General features: G+C 71.6%; 15 protein-coding genes. 8 read left to right on the top strand and 7 right to left on the bottom strand.

The annotated features are described in order from the left end of the window. Positions 1-21 precede the first annotated feature (21 nt). Both ACFZCP_RS32820 and ACFZCP_RS32815 read left to right on the top strand, forming a co-directional pair. Positions 22-525, top strand: coding sequence for a PH domain-containing protein (locus tag ACFZCP_RS32820; RefSeq protein WP_391434402.1), 504 nt, complete (start codon positions 22-24; stop codon positions 523-525). Next, entirely contained in the window at positions 522-1,847 is a 1,326-nt protein-coding gene (locus ACFZCP_RS32815) for a PH domain-containing protein (RefSeq protein ID WP_391434399.1), read from the top strand. The genes ACFZCP_RS32820 and ACFZCP_RS32815 overlap by 4 nt, the downstream gene beginning before the upstream one ends. A gap of 170 nt (positions 1,848-2,017) precedes the next feature. Here the strand turns inward: ACFZCP_RS32815 and ACFZCP_RS32810 are convergent, their stop codons facing one another. Then, the gene (locus ACFZCP_RS32810) at positions 2,018-3,607 is read right to left on the bottom strand and encodes a hypothetical protein (protein ID WP_391434396.1); all 1,590 of its coding nucleotides are present in this window, start codon (positions 3,605-3,607) and stop codon (positions 2,018-2,020) included. A 97-nt stretch (positions 3,608-3,704) separates the two neighbouring features. After that, complete coding sequence (locus tag ACFZCP_RS32805; RefSeq protein WP_391434392.1) at positions 3,705-4,832, bottom strand: alpha/beta hydrolase-fold protein; 1,128 nt, start codon at positions 4,830-4,832, stop codon at positions 3,705-3,707. Positions 4,833-5,057: 225 nt separating this feature from the next. Here ACFZCP_RS32805 and ACFZCP_RS32800 point away from each other — a divergent pair, with 225 nt between their 5' ends. The 6 genes from ACFZCP_RS32800 to ACFZCP_RS32775 all read left to right on the top strand — a co-directional run bounded on the left by ACFZCP_RS32800 (position 5,058) and on the right by ACFZCP_RS32775 (position 10,293). Continuing rightward, positions 5,058-6,872 (top strand): phosphatidylglycerol lysyltransferase domain-containing protein, encoded by a 1,815-nt coding sequence (locus ACFZCP_RS32800; RefSeq protein ID WP_391434557.1) that lies wholly within the window; start codon positions 5,058-5,060, stop codon positions 6,870-6,872. A gap of 259 nt (positions 6,873-7,131) precedes the next feature. Beyond that, on the top strand, positions 7,132-7,992 hold the full coding sequence (folP, locus tag ACFZCP_RS32795; protein ID WP_391434389.1) for a dihydropteroate synthase: 861 nt from the start codon (positions 7,132-7,134) through the stop codon (positions 7,990-7,992). Continuing rightward, positions 7,989-8,528: a nuclear transport factor 2 family protein gene (locus ACFZCP_RS32790; protein ID WP_362692657.1), complete on the top strand. Its 540-nt coding sequence runs from the start codon at positions 7,989-7,991 to the stop codon at positions 8,526-8,528. The genes folP and ACFZCP_RS32790 overlap by 4 nt, the downstream gene beginning before the upstream one ends. A 250-nt stretch (positions 8,529-8,778) precedes the next feature. Continuing rightward, positions 8,779-9,138, top strand: coding sequence for a dihydroneopterin aldolase (gene folB, locus ACFZCP_RS32785; protein ID WP_362692660.1), 360 nt, complete (start codon positions 8,779-8,781; stop codon positions 9,136-9,138). Continuing rightward, a complete protein-coding gene (gene folK / locus ACFZCP_RS32780) occupies positions 9,135-9,746 on the top strand; it encodes a 2-amino-4-hydroxy-6-hydroxymethyldihydropteridine diphosphokinase (protein ID WP_362692663.1) in 612 nt (203 codons plus the stop codon). The genes folB and folK overlap by 4 nt, the downstream gene beginning before the upstream one ends. A 58-nt stretch (positions 9,747-9,804) precedes the next feature. Continuing rightward, on the top strand, positions 9,805-10,293 hold the full coding sequence (locus ACFZCP_RS32775) for a DUF3180 family protein (protein ID WP_391434383.1): 489 nt from the start codon (positions 9,805-9,807) through the stop codon (positions 10,291-10,293). 25 nt (positions 10,294-10,318) lie between these two features. Here the strand turns inward: ACFZCP_RS32775 and folE are convergent, their stop codons facing one another. The 5 genes from folE to ACFZCP_RS32750 all read right to left on the bottom strand — a co-directional run bounded on the left by folE (position 10,319) and on the right by ACFZCP_RS32750 (position 16,371). Then, a complete protein-coding gene (gene folE / locus ACFZCP_RS32770) occupies positions 10,319-10,924 on the bottom strand; it encodes a GTP cyclohydrolase I FolE (RefSeq protein WP_391434380.1) in 606 nt (201 codons plus the stop codon). Between the two features lie 132 nt (positions 10,925-11,056). Then, entirely contained in the window at positions 11,057-13,093 is a 2,037-nt protein-coding gene (gene ftsH / locus ACFZCP_RS32765) for an ATP-dependent zinc metalloprotease FtsH (RefSeq protein ID WP_362692672.1), read from the bottom strand. Positions 13,094-13,300: 207 nt separating this feature from the next. Further along, on the bottom strand, positions 13,301-13,861 hold the full coding sequence (gene hpt, locus ACFZCP_RS32760) for a hypoxanthine phosphoribosyltransferase (RefSeq protein WP_184975300.1): 561 nt from the start codon (positions 13,859-13,861) through the stop codon (positions 13,301-13,303). 86 nt (positions 13,862-13,947) lie between these two features. Next, on the bottom strand, positions 13,948-15,030 hold the full coding sequence (tilS, locus tag ACFZCP_RS32755) for a tRNA lysidine(34) synthetase TilS (protein WP_391434374.1): 1,083 nt from the start codon (positions 15,028-15,030) through the stop codon (positions 13,948-13,950). A 192-nt stretch (positions 15,031-15,222) separates the two neighbouring features. Beyond that, complete coding sequence (locus ACFZCP_RS32750) at positions 15,223-16,371, bottom strand: zinc-dependent metalloprotease (RefSeq protein WP_391434370.1); 1,149 nt, start codon at positions 16,369-16,371, stop codon at positions 15,223-15,225. Positions 16,372-16,387: the final 16 nt, after the last annotated feature.

Here is a 16,387-nt window from a genome sequence, read left to right as displayed (position 1 = left end):
TCCCCTACGTACGCTGGGCCCATGGAGACGGGGAGCCCGGAGACGACCGGGGTGGCGGGCGACGAGCCGGTGTGGCGGGGGCTCCCGCCCGGCCTGCTGCGCATGCGCAGGCTGCTGCTGATGGTGTGGGCGGGCGTGCTCGCCCTGGTGGCGGGGCTGCTGCCCGGCCTGCTCGCGGGATGGCCCTGGGCGGCCTTCGCGCTGCTCCCCCTGGCCCTGGCGGCCTGGGGATGGCGGCTGCTGGGCCGCAACTGGCGCTCCTGGAGGTACGCCGAGCGCGCCGACGACCTGCTGATCAGCCGGGGTGTCCTGTGGCGCGAGGAGACCGTGGTGCCGTACGGGCGGATGCAGCTGGTGGAGGTCACCTCGGGGCCCGTCGAGCGCTACTTCAAGCTGGCCAGCGTGCAGCTGCACACCGCGGCCGCGGCGACCGACGCGACCGTACCGGGGCTGGACCCGGCCGAGGCGGAGAGGCTGCGCGACCGGCTCACCGAGCTGGGCGAGGCCCGATCGGCGGGCCTGTGACGACTCCGGGCCTCGACGACGCAGCGGTGCGCCCGTCCGTCGCCGAGCGGCGGCTGCACCCCGTCACGCCGTTCCGGCGGGCGTGGGCGCCGGTCACCGTGCTCGCCGGGTGGGGCGTGCACGACCCGGGCGGGGCGCAGGAGCAGCTGCAGCGGCTGACCTCCACCATGCTGCTCGCCGGCGTCGCCGTGCTGGTCCCGGTGGCCGGCCTCTACGGCTTTCTGTCCTGGTGGTTCACGCACTTCGCGGTCACCGACACCGAACTGCGCATACGCACCGGACTGCTCTTCCGGCGCACGGCGCACATCCGGCTGGAACGCATCCAGGCGGTCGACGTCACCCGTCCGCTCCTCGCGCGCGTGGCGGGGGTCGCCAAGCTGCGGATCGACGTCGTCGGAGCGGACAAGAAGGACGAACTCGCCTTTCTGGGCGAGCGGGAGGCGCGCGTCCTGCGCGCGGAACTGCTCGCGCGCGCGGCGGGCTTCGCGCCCGAGACGGCGCGCGAGGTGGGCGAGGCGCCCGCGCACGAGCTGCTGCACGTGCCCCCGCGCGAGCTGGCGCTCTCCCTGGCGCTGACGGGCGCCACCTGGGGCTCCCTGGCCGCCGCCCTGGTCGTACCGCCCGTGCTGTGGTTCGCCACCCACAGTGTGTGGACGGTCCTCGCCGTCGCGCTGCCGCTGCTCGGCACGGCCGGCGCGCGCAGCGCCGGGCGGTTCGTCGCCGAGTACGACTGGACGGTGGGCGAGTCCCCGGACGGGCTGCGCATCGACCACGGGCTGCTCGACCGCGCGCACGAGACGGTGCCGCCGGGGCGGGTGCAGACCGTGCGGATCGTGGAACCGCTGCTGTGGCGGTGGCTGGGCTGGGTGCGGGTGGAACTGGACGTGGCGGGGTCCGACAACTCGGTGCTGGTGCCGGTCGCCCCGCGCGCGGTCGCCGAGTCGGTCATAGCGCAGGTGCTGCCCGGGGTGACCGTGCCGGCGTCGCTGTCGCGGCCGCCGCGGCGGGCCGGGTGGCGCGTTCCGCTGTGGTGGCGCGGGCAGGGCCTCGCGGTCACCGACACGGTGTTCGCCGCGCGGCGCGGCCTGCTGCGCCGCCGCCTGGCCCTGGTCCCGCACGCCAAGGTGCAGAGTGTCCGGCTCACCCAGGGGCCCTGGGAACGCCTGTGGCGGCTCGCCGACGTCCATGTGGACACCGGCGCCGACAAGAGCGTCACGGCCCGTCTGCGGGACGCCGAGGAGGCCGCGCGGCTGCTGCGCGCCCAGGCGGAGCGGTCCCGCACCGGCCGCAGGGACGCCCGCCCGGACCGCTGGATGGCGTGAGCCCGGATCCGGCGCACGGCGTGGGCCCGGAACCGCCGGCTGTGTGAAGCCCGACCGCCGGACAGCGCGAGCCCGGAACCACCGGACGACGTGAGACCCGGCCGCCCTCGGATGGCATGAGCCCGGCCCGCCCCTCGTGGGCGGACCGGGCTCGGTGTCCTTGCGACGCCTCAGGAAGCCGCGCTGCGCAGCCCCTGGAGGTCGATCTGTTCCGTCTCGTCGTGCGCCGTCAGGTCGATGACCTGGCCGACGCCGCGCGCCTGCGGGTCGGCCGACTTGAACTCCGCCTCGGCCTCGGCCTTGTGCAGCGCGAGGGCCTCCTGGCCGACGACGTCCGCGAGGTCCTCGTTCTGCACGGTGTCCAGCGCGGCGGACGACGTCTGCTTCTGGGTGCCGAAGAAATCGAAGCCGCCCTCGACCACCGGGCGCGCGGGCGCGGCCGGTACGACGGCCACCGCGGTCGGCACCGTGAAGTGCCCGTCGCCCTGCCGGCCCGCGGGGATCGCGGGGTCGGCCGGCGTCGTCGGGGCGGCGGCCGCGCGCGCGTGCGAGTCGGCCGCCTCGGACTGCCCCTCTGCTTCGCCCTCCTGGGCCACGCCTTCGCCGCGGGCAGCCCCGGACGTCTCCTGCACACCGTCCGCCCCGGAGGCGCCCGTTCCGTCGGCGGCGCGCTCGGCCTGCGCGGACGCGGACCGCGCGGCCCCGAACCCGGCAGTGTGCTTCCTGGGCTCGGCCGACACAGCCGCGGCCTCGGGCGACGCAGGCGCCGGCTCGGACGACACAGCCGCCGTCTCGGCCGACTCAGGCGCCGCCTCGGCCGACACAGGTATCGGCTCGGACGCGGCCCCGGCGGAGGGCCGTACCGGCTCGTCCCCGGCGGACGCGCCCTCGGCGGACTGCCGCACCGGCTCACTCGCGGCAGACACGGCCTCCGCGGACTGCCGCACCGGCTCGGACGGCACAGCCGCCGCCTCGGGCGACGCAGTCGTCGGCTCGGACGGGTCCTCGGCGGACGGCCGTACCGGCTCGTCCCCGGTGGACGGTTTCGCGGGCTCAGGCTCTGCGACGGCGTCGGAGCCGAACCGGGCCAGTGCCGCCGCGGCCCGCAGGTACAGGCGCGAGCCCTCGGGCGAGAACACCACGGCCGGCCGCGGACCGACCTCGGCCGGTTCCTCCGGGGACGCGGATGCCTCCGGGGACGCGGAATCCTCCAGGGACCCGGATGCCTCCGGGGACTCGGGTTCCTGCAGTGCCGGCGGCTCGGCGCTGCGCGCGGGCGGCAGCGCGAGGGCACCGGACGGCTCGGCCGTCTCGATCTCCAGCAGCCGGCGTCCCTCCAGGGCGCTCGCACGCTCGGTCTCCGCCGTGGCGTAGCGGCGCAGCAGAGCCGCGTGCTCGTTGCGCAGCCCGGCCAGCTCCGCACGCTTGGCGCGCAGCCGCTGCTCCAGCTTGGTGCGCAGCTCGCGCGACTCCTCCAGGTCGCTCTCCAGTTCGGCGACGCGCTCCTCGAAGCGCCACTCGTCACTGGCACGCGCGCGTGAGAGGTCGGCGACCTGCTTGCCCGCCGAGCTGTCCCAGCGGCGCATCACGACCGCACCGACGACTGCCGTCGCCGCGGCGGCAGCAGCCAGCGTGCGCAGCACCGTGGCCTCGGAGAACACCCAGGGACCCAGCGCGCAGACGACGGAGACACCGGCGATCGCCGAGGGAGGCAACAGCCGGTGCAAAGGCGGGGAATGGCGGTGGCGTCCACGTGGCATGGCCAGAAACTTACCGCGCGTAGGCGGATCGTGGGCCCCCGCCCCGTAAAAACACCTCCATACCGCAGGCTTCACGGGGCATCAGGCACACGGCGGCTCAGCGGTCGGTCAGCCGCCCGCTGAGCCACTGCAGGGTCGCCGGGATCTCCCGCCGCCAGGTGTTGAAGTTGTGGCCGCCGCTGTCCAGGATGATCGACGAGATCCGGGTCAGGTTCGTGCCCTGCACCTGCTGAATGAACTTGAGCGTGTCCTTGTAGTTGTGCTCGCCGATCTTGCTGCTGGTGACGAGCAGCGAGGTGTCGGGCGCGGGCTCGTGCTTGAGGAGCCACCACAGGTCGGCACGATTCTGCAGATTCCTGTCACTCTGGAAGAGGTCGCCGGTCGTGGGGTCGATCGGCGCCTTGTAGTAGGGCGAGAGACCGGCGCCGGCCGCGTAGACGCCCGGGTGGTGCATGGCGAGCTTCAGCGCGCAGTAGCCGCCGGTGGAGTCGCCGACGATGCCCCAGCTGCCGGGCCGCTTGCCGACCCTGTAGTGGGCCAGGACGGCATCCGGCAGGTCCTTGGCGAAGAACGACTCCGACTGCGGCCCGCCCGGGACGTCCACGCACTCCGTGTCGCGCGGCGGCGCCACGGTCGGCCGCAGCATCACCAGGACCATCGGCTGCATCCGCCCGTTCTTGGCCAGTTGCTGCGCCGTGCGCGGGTAGTTCAGCTTGTCCACCAGCGCCTGCGCCGTACCGGGGTAGCCGGTGAGCACCACGGCCGCCGGGAACGTGCGCGTGCGGTACTGCGGCTGGAAGTACTCCGGCGGCAGGTAGACGTACGCCGGTGTGGCGATATGGGTTTTGCGCCCGATGATGTCCACCTTCTGGATCTGCCCGCCCGTCTCCGGCCGCGAGCCGCCGGCGCCTTTCACCGACGCCGAGGACACCACCTGGAGCGGACCGCCCGTCCCGCCCTGGGCGCTGTGGTCGATGACGACACCCTGGTCGGTCTCCTTGCCGAAGAGGTCTGCCCAGCTGGCATAGAAGCCGAAGGCCTGGTTGGCGGCGATCCCCAGAGAGGAGAACAGGGCCAGTTGCGTGGCGAGCAGGAGGCCGACACGTCCGCTGACGGCCCGCCAGTTCTGCCGGGCGAGTTGCGGCCACAGCCACACCGTGCCGACGAACAACACCACAGCGATCATGATCGCCAGTACCAGCACCTTATTGCTCGTAAGACCCATGAGCTGCTTCCTGCCTGCGCTTTCCGCCCGCCCGCCCACGACTTCGTCGCAGGGGCTTGCCCGGGGCTTTCCTTGGCCTTTGACCCGACTTTCCGGTGGGGAGTGAACCTCTCTCCCCGTGACACCGTCCTAGAGGGCGCAATGTCGCCGGATGCCCGATCGGCACCGGGTTCAAGGTCTCTCGCAGAACTACGGGATGCGATGTCTGTCAGGATAGATGGGGAATTGTCGGGCGGGGTTCCGGGCCGATCAAGCCGGGCGCGGCGCATACTGCGCGGCCCGCGTCCCGAGGCCGTCCCGACGCTGGTTGCCAGGGCGTGCGCCGTCGTGGGCGTTCTGGACATTGCCGCGGGGGTGTTCCCGCGCTTCCGCCACAGCCGTATGCACGCCATCGCGGAGGTGCTGCCCGGCTCCTTCGGGCCCTTCGCCGCGGCTCTCTCGCTCAGCGCCGGTGTGCTGTTGCTGCTACTCGCCCACGGACTCAGGCGGCGCAAGCGCCGGGCGTGGCGCGCCGCGGTCGCCCTGCTGCCGGCCGGCGCCTTCGCCGAGTTCGCCTACCGGCACTCGGTCATCGGCGTGCTCATCTCGGTGGCGCTCCTCGTACCGCTGCTGCGCCACCGCAACGAGTTCACCGCCCTGCCCGATCCGCGCAGCCGCTGGCGCGCGCTCGCCAACTTCGTCCTGATGGGGGCCGCGTCCCTCGTCCTCGGGCTGGTCATCGTCAGCGTGCACCCGAACCGCATGGTCGGTGACCCGAGCCTGGCCGACCGGCTGACGCACGTCGTCTACGGCCTGTTCGGCTTCGAGGGCCCGCTGGACTACGACGGAACCACCTCCTGGACGGTTGCCTTCTCCCTCGGCGCCCTCGGCTGGCTGACCGCGGTCACCACCATCTACTTCGCCTTCCGCCCCGAGCACCCGGCCGCGCGCCTCACCGAGGAGGACGAGTCCCAGCTGCGCGCCCTGCTGGTCAAGCACGGCGGCCGCGACTCCCTCGGCCACTTCGCGCTGCGCCGCGACAAGGCGGTCGTCTTCTCGCCCAGCGGCAAGGCCGCGGTCACCTACCGCGTCATCTCCGGCGTGATGCTCGCCAGCGGCGACCCGATCGGCGACGTCGAGGCCTGGCCCGGCGCCATCGAGCGCTTCATGGACGAGGCGAAGGCGCACTCCTGGACCCCGGCGGTCGTGGGCTGCTCGGAGACCGGCGGCGAGGTGTGGACCCGCGAGACCGGCCTGGACGCCCTGGAACTGGGCGACGAGGCGGTGGTCGACGTGGCGGATTTCTCGCTTGCCGGACGCGCGATGCGCAACGTGCGACAGATGGTCAAGCGCATCGAGCGGGCCGGCTACGAAACCCGGGTACGGCGTATCCGTGACCTCGGCGAGGCCGAGCTGGAGCGCATCCGCCTGGCGGCGGAGGACTGGCGCGGCACCGACACCGAGCGCGGCTTCTCCATGGCGCTCGGCCGCATCGGCGACCCCACCGACGGCGACTGTCTGATCGCCACCGCCCACAAGGCCGACGACGAGCCCGGCGAGTACGGCGACCTGAAGGCGATCCTGCACTTCGTGCCCTGGGGCAAGGACGGCGCCTCGCTGGACCTGATGCGCCGCGACCGCAGTGCCGACCCCGGCATGAACGAACTGCTGATCGTCGCCGCCCTGCAGGCCGCCTCCAAGTTCGGCATCACCCGTGTCTCGCTGAACTTCGCGATGTTCCGCTCCGCCCTCGCGCGCGGGGAGAAGATCGGCGCCGGCCCGGTGCTGCGGGCCTGGCGCGGGCTGCTGGTGTTCCTCTCCCGCTGGTTCCAGATCGAGTCGCTCTACAAGTTCAACGCCAAGTTCCAGCCGCGCTGGGAGCCGCGGTTCATCGTGTACCGCGCCACCACCGACCTGCCGCGCATCGGCTTCGCCACCATGCAGGCCGAGGGCTTCGTCAACCTCGCCCTCCCGCTCCCGCGCGCCCTGCGCAGGCGCCGGGCGTCCGCCGCGCGCCCCTGCGCGCACGCGGTGGGCGAACACGACGTCCGAGCGGCCTGACCCCGGCCCGGCCCCGCCGAGTCCCGCGCGAAGCCCACAGCACGAGACACGAAGCACGAAGCACGAAGCCGAACGCGAAGCACAGAGCACGAACACGAAACACAGAGCACACAGCACCAAGCCCGGAACGGCCCCTGACCGGCCCGGGCGGAAGCCCCACCCCCTCCAGCACAGGGGCTTCCGCCCGGGCCCCGGCGCGTTCGGGGCCCCACCCGGGCCGCGGCGCAATCGGGGCCCCTCCTGGGCCTACGCTGAACGTATGAACAACCTCAGCGGGCGCCGCCGAGTGGCAGGCCTTCCGGCATGGGACCGGTGTGCGGTCATGGGCGTCGTGAACGTGACCCCCGACTCCTTCTCCGACGGCGGCCGCTGGTTCGACACCACCGTCGCCGTCAAGCACGGCCTGGACCTGGCCGCCGAGGGCGCGGACCTGGTCGACGTGGGCGGCGAGTCCACCCGTCCCGGCGCCACCCGCGTCGACGAGGCGGAGGAGCTCAGGCGGGTCATCCCCGTGGTGCGCGGTCTCGCCTCCGAAGGCGTCGTCGTCTCCGTCGACACCATGCGCGCCTCCGTCGCCGAACAGTCCCTCGCCGCCGGAGCCGCCCTCGTCAACGACGTCAGCGGCGGCCTCGCCGACCCCGCGATGATCCCCGTGGTCGCCGCCGCCGGCGCCCCCTTCGTCGTCATGCACTGGCGCGGCTTCCTGCAGGGCGGCAACGTCGAGGGGCGCTACGAGGACGTCGTCGCCGAGGTCGTGGACGAGCTGCACGCGCGCGTGGAGGCCGTTCTGGAGGGCGGCATCGCCCCCGACCGGATCGTCGTCGACCCGGGCCTCGGCTTCTCCAAGGAGGCCGAGCACGACCTCACTCTCCTGTCCCGCCTCGACCGCCTGCACGCCCTCGGGCACCCCGTGCTCGTCGCCGCCTCCCGCAAGCGGTTCCTCGGGCGCGTCCTCGCCGGTCCCGAGGGTGCACCCCCGCCGGCCCGCGAACGCGACGCCGCCACGGCCGCCGTCTCCGCGCTCGCGGCGCACGCCGGCGCGTGGGCGGTGCGCGTGCACGAGGTGCGCGCCACAGCGGACGCGGTGCGGGTCGCCCGGGCCGTGGAAGGAGCGCGGTGAGCGCCCCCCACACCGACGTCGAACAGGTGGAGGCCGCCAACACCGCCTACTACGAGGCGATGGAGCGCGGCGACTTCGAAGAACTGTCCACGCTCTGGCTCACCCCGTCCGACCTGGGCGTCGACGAGGAGTACCACGACCCGGCGGACACCGGCGTGATCTCCTGCGTACACCCGGGCTGGCCGGTGCTCACCGGCCGCGGCGAGGTCCTCAGGTCGTACGCGCTGATCATGGCGAGCACCGACTACATCCAGTTCTTCCTCACCGACGTGCACGTCTCCGTCACCGGTGACACGGCGCTGGTGACCTGCACCGAGAACATCCTCAGCGGTGGCCCGGCCCCTGAGGACGGCGCGGAGCTCGGCCCCCTGGTCGGGCAGCTCGTGGTCGCCACCAACGTGTTCCGGCGCACGCCCGACGGCTGGAAGATCTGGTCGCACCACGCCTCGCCCGTCCTCGCCGAAACCGACGAGGACGAGGAGAACGGCCAGAACGGAACGAAGGGCTCCAATCCGGACGGCGATCCCCGCATCTGAGGGGGGTCCGCACCCCACAGGGACCAAGAAGTGGTTGGAATCACGAACCCCGGGGTAGGTGCGGCTACCAGCCCATGATGCGACCGGGTTCCCCAGGGGAAACGCGCGGTGAACCCTCCGCGTCCAAGCCCCCGCCCTCGGCCCCGTAACCCGGCCGTGTCAGTGCCCGCAGGTAGATTCGTCAGAGACCGGTGTGCCGCCCGCACGCGGCGCGGGCCGGTCGTTCCCGACGATTGCAGGAGTGATTCGCGTGGATCGTGTCGCGCTGCGCGGCCTGAAGGCCCGCGGGCACCACGGCGTGTTCCCCAAGGAGCGCGAGGAGGGCCAGACCTTCGTCGTGGACCTCGTCCTCGGCCTGGACACGCGGCCCGCCGCCGCCGACGACGACCTGGCGAAGACCGTGCACTACGGCATCGTGGCCGAGGAGGTCGTGGCCGTGGTCGAAGGTGAGCCGGTGAACCTCATCGAGACGCTCGCCGAGCGGATCGCCCAGGCCTGCCTGAAGCACGATGGAGTCCAGGAGGTCGAGGTCTGCGTCCACAAGCCGGACGCACCGATCACGGTCCCCTTCGACGACGTGACCGTCACCATCACCCGGAGCCGAGTATGACCCGACCTTTCGCCCTGGGTCAGAGCGACCCGACCGTCCAGCCGGTGCCCGCCTCCGTCGTCGAACAGGTCGACGCCGCCGACACGACGCTGAGCAACCCCAAACGAGCCGTGATCTCCATCGGCTCCAACCTCGGCAACCGCCTGGAGACCCTCCAGGGGGCCGTCGACGCCCTGGAGGACACTCCCGGCGTCCGTGTGAAGGCGGTCTCGCCGGTCTACGAGACGGAGCCGTGGGGTGTCGAGCCGGGCACCCAGCCCTCCTACTACAACGCGATCGTGGTCCTGAAGACCACCCTGCCCCCGTCCTCCCTCCTGGAGCGGGCGCACGCCGTCGAGGAGGCCTTCAACCGGGTCCGCGACGAGCACTGGGGACCGCGCACCCTGGACGTCGACATCGTCGCGTACGCGGACGTCACCTCCGACGACCCGCAGCTGACCCTCCCCCACCCGCGCGCCCACCAGCGCGCCTTCGTGCTCGCTCCCTGGCACGACATCGACCCCGAGGCGCACCTGCCGGGCCTCGGCGCGGTGGCCGAACTCCTGTCGGTCGTCACCCGCGAAGGCATCGAAGCCCGCGCGGACCTGGAACTCCGACTGCCCGAGTAGTCGTTAAGGTCAAGACGACCACTGTCCGGGATCGGTCCGGGGGAACTGAAGGGACACCGTGAAACAGCTGCGCATCAGGGTGCTGGCAGGCGTGTTCGTCGTGGCCGGAGTCCTTTCCTGGGCGGCCGCCCGCCTGTGGAACTCGGTGGGGACGCTCCCCAGCGTCCCGCTGGCCGCCCCCATCGTGCTGGCCCTGATCGCGGTGGTCCTGCTCGCCACGGCGCTCTCGCTGCGCGCCCGTTTCAAGGCGCAGCGCGAGCGCCGCCCCGGCGCCAAGGGCGTCGATCCCCTGATGGCCGCCCGGGCGGTCGTCTTCGGCCAGGCCAGCGCCCTGGTGGCCGCCCTCGTCGCCGGAATGTACGGCGGCACGGGCATCTTCCTGCTGGAGCTGCTCGACATCCCCGCCCGGCGCGACCAGGCTCTCTACGCCGGCTTCTCGGTCCTGGCCGGCATCGCCGTGATAGCGGCGGCCCTGTTCCTGGAGCGGGTCTGCAAACTGCCCGAGGACGAGGACCAGAACCACCCGGGCGCAGAGCCGGTGGCCTGACCACCGGCCCCGCGGACGCGCTCGGTCAGCGCGCCATGATGAGGCTCATCGCCTCGTTGCGCGTCGCCGCGTCGCGCAGCTGACCGCGCACCGCCGAGGTGATGGTCTTCGCGCCCGGCTTGCGGATGCCCCGCATCGACATGCACATGTGCTCGCACTCCACGACCACGATGACGCCCCGCGGCTCCAGGATCTCCATCAGCGAGTCCGCTATCTGCGTGGTGAGTCGTTCCTGCACCTGCGGGCGGCGGGCGTAGACGTCCACGAGCCGGGCCAGCTTCGACAGGCCGGTGATCTTCCCGGTCACGGACGGGATGTAGCCGACGTGGGCGACGCCCCGGAACGGCACCAGATGATGCTCGCAGGTGGAGTAGACCTCGATGTCCTTCACCAGCACCATCTCGTCGTGCCCCAGGTCGAACGTCGTCGTCAGGACGTCCTCGGGCCGCTGCCACAGTCCCGCGAAGATCTCCCTGTACGCCCGTGCCACCCGGGCCGGCGTCTCCCTGAGGCCCTCACGGTCCGGGTCCTCACCGACCGCGATCAGCAGTTCCCGTACGGCGTTCTCGGCACGCTTCTCGTCGAACTCACCGATGGTGCCTTCACCGTCCAGGGTCACGGGGTCGGTCATCTGGTTCCTCGTTCCTGTACCTGTCACGCGTATGACCACGCGTTCTCTGTGCGGACATGCAAAAGCGCCGCGCCCCCCAGGCTAGAACCCGAGGGGCGCGGCATTCATTCCGGGCCGGTTGGCCGAAAGCGGTCAGCTGTCGGTGCGGTCCTCCGGGGACTCCGTCGCCGGGGCGGACTCGGTCGCCGTGGACTTCACCGTGCTGATCGCCGCCGTCGAGCCGTTCGCACCGTTGGTCAGTGCCAGCTCCCTGGGGGAGAGCACCGGCGGGCGGGTGGAGGGCGTGCGACGGGAGGAGCCGGTCCACGCGGGCCGCGGCGGGCGCTTGTGGATCGTGGCGAAGATCTCGGCGATCTCCTCCTTGCCCAGGGTCTCCTTCTCCAGCAGGTGAAGGACGAGCTGGTCGAGCACGTCGCGGTTCTCGACCAGGATCTCCCAGGCCTCGTTGTGCGCGGTCTCGATGAGCTTCTTGACCTCTTCGTCGACCAGCGCGGCGACCTCTTCCGAGTAGTCGCGCTGGTGAGCCATCTCACGTCCGAGGAAGGGCTCGCTGTTGTCGCCGCCGAACTTGATCGCGCCGAGCCGCTCGGTCATGCCGTACTGCGTGACCATCGCGCGGGCCAGGTTGGTGGCCTTCTCGATGTCGTTGGCGGCGCCGGTGGTCGGGTCGTGGAAGACCAGTTCCTCGGCCGCGCGGCCGCCCAGCATGTAGGCGAGCTGGTCGAGCATCTCGTTGCGGGTGGTCGAGTACTTGTCCTCGTCCGGGAGCACCATCGTGTAGCCGAGGGCGCGGCCGCGGGAGAGGATCGTGATCTTGTGCACCGGGTCGGAGTTCGGCGAGGCCGCCGCGACCAGGGCGTGGCCGCCCTCGTGGTACGCGGTGATCTTCTTCTCCTTGTCCGACATGATCCGGGTCCGCTTCTGCGGGCCCGCGACCACGCGGTCGATCGCCTCGTCCAGCGCCTTGTTGTCGACCAGCTTCTGGTCGCTGCGGGCGGTGAGCAGCGCGGCCTCGTTCAGCACGTTGGCGAGGTCGGCGCCGGTCATGCCGGGGGTGCGGCGGGCGACGGCGGCGAGGTCGACGTCCGGCGCGACCGGCTTGCCCTTCTGGTGGACCTTGAGGATCTCCAGACGGCCCTGCAGGTCCGGCGGGTCGACCGCGATCTGGCGGTCGAAGCGGCCGGGGCGCAGCAGCGCCGGGTCGAGGATGTCGGGACGGTTCGTGGCGGCGATCAGGATGACGCCGCCCTTGACGTCGAAGCCGTCCATCTCGACGAGCAGCTGGTTCAGGGTCTGCTCGCGCTCGTCGTGACCGCCGCCGAGGCCGGCGCCGCGGTGGCGGCCGACCGCGTCGATCTCGTCGACGAAGACGATCGCCGGGGCGTTCGCCTTGGCCTGCTCGAACAGGTCACGGACCCGGGAGGCACCGACACCGACGAACATCTCGACGAAGTCGGAACCGGAGATCGAGTAGAACGGGACGCCCGCTTCGCCGGCGACCGCGCGGGCGAGGAGGGTCTTGCCCGTGCCGGGGCGGCCGTAGAGGAGCACGCCCTTGGGGATCTTGGCGCCGACGGCCTGGAACTTGGCCGGTTCCTGGAGGAATTCCTTGATCTCGTGGAGTTCCTCGACGGCCTCGTCGCAGCCGGCGACGTCGGAGAAGGTCGTCTTCGGGGTGTCCTTGGTGATGAGCTTGGCCTTGGACTTGCCGAAGTTCATGACCCGGGAGCCGCCGCCCTGCATCTGATTCATCAGGAACAGGAAGACGACCACGATCAGGACGAAGGGCAGCAACGAGAGCAGGACGCCGACGAACGGGTTCTGCTTGGACGGCGAAACCGTGTAGCCGTCCGGAATCTGCTTGTCCTGGTACTTGGTCTGCAGCGTGGCGGCAATGGCCACGCCCTGGTCGCCGATGTAGCTCGCCTGGATCTTCGAGCTGCCGTCGACCTTCTGACCGTCCTTGAGCGTGACCTTGACGGTCTGCTCGTCACCGGTGGTGAGCTTGGCCGACTGGACCTTGTTCGCGTTGATCGCCGCCACGACCTGGCCGGTGTCCACCGTCTTGTAGCCGCCGGACGAGCCGACGACCTGCATCAACACGACCACGGCAAGGACGGCCAGCACGATCCACATGACCGGCCCACGGAAGTATCGCTTCACGTCCATCCATACGGAGCGGAGTCGCCCCGTCCCTCCTGCCATAGTGAGTTTGATAAGACAGTTCTTCTGACGGTACCCCAGCATTGTTGTCCGAAGCCGCACGGAGCGGTACGGACGGCCGACGTTCCCGTCTCTGCATGCTCCAACGGCGCGCAACCCGCTGGGGTTCCCGATCGTCTTACGAGAGCTGGCCCGGTTGGCCCAGCCGCCCTGTCAGCCGCCGTAGACGTGAGGCGCGAGCGTACCGACGAACGGCAGGTTGCGGTACTTCTCGGCGTAGTCGAGGCCGTAGCCGACGACGAACTCGTTCGGGATGTCGAAGCCGACCCACTCCACGTCGATGGCGACCTTGGCGGCGTCCGGCTTGCGCAGCAGCGTGCACACCTTCAGCGACGCGGGCTCACGGGAGCCGAGGTTGTTGATCAGCCAGGACAGGGTGAGGCCCGAGTCGATGATGTCCTCGACGATCAGGACGTGCCTGCCCTTGATGTCGGTGTCGAGGTCCTTGAGGATGCGCACGACCCCGGAGGACTGGGTGCCCGCGCCGTAGGAGGACACGGCCATCCAGTCCATGGTGAGGGGGGTGGACAGCGCCCGGGCGAGGTCCGCCATGACCATCACGGCACCCTTGAGGACGCCGACGATGAGCAGGTCCTTGCCCGCGTACTCCGCGTCGATCTTCGCGGCCAGCTCGGCCAGCTTCGCGTCGATCTCTTCCTTGGTGATGAGCACCTGCTGGAGGTCGGCACCCATGTCTTTCGCGTCCACCCGCATCACTTTCGGTCGTCCCGCACTTACGGCCGCACTGACGGCGACCGGCTGCCCGGCCCCGTCGGAGGGTCGCTCCGGGAGGGCGGGATTCAGCCTTGCCGAATCACCAGTCTGCCACCCTGCCGCTGTGCGACGACTTTGCCGGGGAGATTGATGGCTCCCTGGCCGCGCCAACCGGTGATCAGCCGGTCGACTTCCTCGATGTGCCGGGCGAAGAGGGAACCGGCGGGAGCACCGGCCTCGATCGCCGCGCGGCGCAGGATGCGGCGGCGTACGGCGGGCGGGAGGGCGTAGAGCTTGGCGCACTCCAGCAGGCCCGCGGCGTCGCGTACGGAGGCCTCGGCCTGACTGGCCCAGGTGTCGAGGGCGTCGGCGTCGTCGCGGGAGAGCTGGGCGGTGCGGGCGAGGGCCTCCACGACCCCTTTGCCGAGGGCCTTTTCGAGGGCGGGCAGTCCCTCGTGCCTCAGCCGCGAGCGGGTGTAGGCGGGATCGGCGTTGTGCGGGTCGTCCCAGACGGGCAGGGCCTGGACCATGCAGGCCTTGCGCGCGGTCTGCCGGTCGAGGTGCAGGAAGGGGCGCCGGTAACGGCCGCCGGCCCCCGAGACCGCGGCCATGCCGGACAGGGAGCGGATGCCGGAGCCGCGGGCGAGGCCCAGCAGGACGGTTTCGGCCTGGTCGTCGCGGGTGTGCCCGAGCAGGACCGCGGTGGCGCCGTGGCGTTCGGCGGCGGCGTCGAGGGCGGCGTAGCGGGCGTCCCGGGCGGCGGCCTCGGGGCCGCCGTCGCGGCCGACGGTCACGGCGATGGACTCGACCGGGTGGAGGCCGAGTTCGCGCAGCCTGAGGGCCACCTCGTCGGCCCGGAGGTCGGAGCCGGGCTGGAGGCCGTGGTCCACGGTGATGCCGCCGGCGCGGATGCCGAGCTTGGGGGCCTCGAAGGCGAGGGCGGAGGCCAGGGCCATGGAGTCGGCGCCGCCGGAACACGCGACGAGCACGAGGGGGGACGGCGGGCGCTCGCGCAGGCGGGGTTCGCAGGCCGGTCCGGCGGCTGTCACGGCTGCTCTCGCTGCCGCTGCCGTCACCGCCTCGGGGTGGCGGCTGTGGTCGGTGAGGATGTCGTGGAGGACGCGGCGGACCGCCAGGCGTATCGCCGCGACCGCAGGATGGGGACCCATGTCCGGTTCCCTTCATGAAGTTTTCGGGGGGTGAGCCCGAGGTCGGTCACTCAGAGTGTGTAGATGGTGACAGAAGCGGGCCGTTCCCCGAGCATTGCACGCCTACCCATGGCTCACGGTCCCTCGGACGGGTGATTGGAGGGGCGTTCGCCTGCCGTCGGCCGGATTCGTTTCACGACTTCCCCACGGGGTTCACGCCTCGGGCCTGCGGTGCACCCGTGCGACCCAGTCCGCCGGTTTGGCGATCTCCGCCTTGGTGGGCAGGGTGTTGGGGGAGGTCCACACCCGGTTGAAGCCGTCCATGCCGACCTCCTCGACTACGGAGCGCACGAAGCGTTCACCGTCCCGGTACTGCCTGAGTTTGGCGTCCAGGCCGAGCAGTTTGCGCAGGGCGAGGTCGAGCCGGGAGGCGCCCTTGGCACGGCGCTGCTGGAACTTTTCGCGGATCTCGGCGACGCTCGGCACGACGTCGGGGCCGACTCCGTCCATGACGAAGTCGGCGTGGCCCTCCAGCAGGGACATGACCGCGGTCAGACGGCCGAGGATCTCGCGCTGGACAGGGGTCTGGACGAGGTCCACGAAGGAGCGTCCGCCGTCGTCCTCCTCGCCCTCGGGGCGGCCCCCGGCGAGCGACTGGGCGGCTTCGCGGACGCGCTCCAGCACCGTCATGGGGTCGACGTCGGTCTCCGCCAAGAAAGACTGGATTTCACCCTCCAGGTGGGCGCGGAGCCAGGGCACGGCGGTGAACTGCGTGCGGTGGGTCTCCTCGTGCAGGCACACCCAGAGCCTGAAGTCGTGCGGCTGGACGTCGAGTTCGCGCTCCACGTGGACGATGTTGGGCGCGACGAGCAGGAGTCGGCCGCCGCCGTTGGGCGAACCGGGGGGACCGCCGGCCGGGAGGTCACGGGCGGCGGGGGCGAAGGTCTCGTACTGGCCGAGGACGCGGGAGGAGAGGAAGGACAGCAGCATGCCGAGTTCGACGCCGGTGACCTTGCCGCCGACGGCGCCGAGGACGGCGCCCGACGGGCTGCTGCCGCGTCGTTCCTGCATCTTGTCCAGGAGGGGCTTGAGGATCTCCCGGAAGCCTGCGACGTTCGCCCGGACCCAGCCGGGGCGGTCGACGACGAGGACGGGGGTGTCGTGGGCGTCCTCGGTCCCCATACGAGTGAAGCCCCGGACGTGCTCCTCCGAGGCCTTCGCGTGCCGGCGCAGCTCCGCGACGACGGTTCTGGCCTCGTCGCGGCTGACGTCGGGGCCCGGCCGTACGAGCCGGGTCGCGGTTGCCACCGCGAGGTTCCAGTCGACCATCCCGGAAGATGCGGTGCCACCGAAGCTCGTCATGTGTCAACCGTACGTG

The organism is Streptomyces sp. NPDC007971 (assembly GCF_042958635.1).
GTDB lineage: Bacteria > Actinomycetota > Actinomycetes > Streptomycetales > Streptomycetaceae > Streptomyces.
This window is presented reverse-complemented; position numbering and strand designations above follow the sequence as displayed.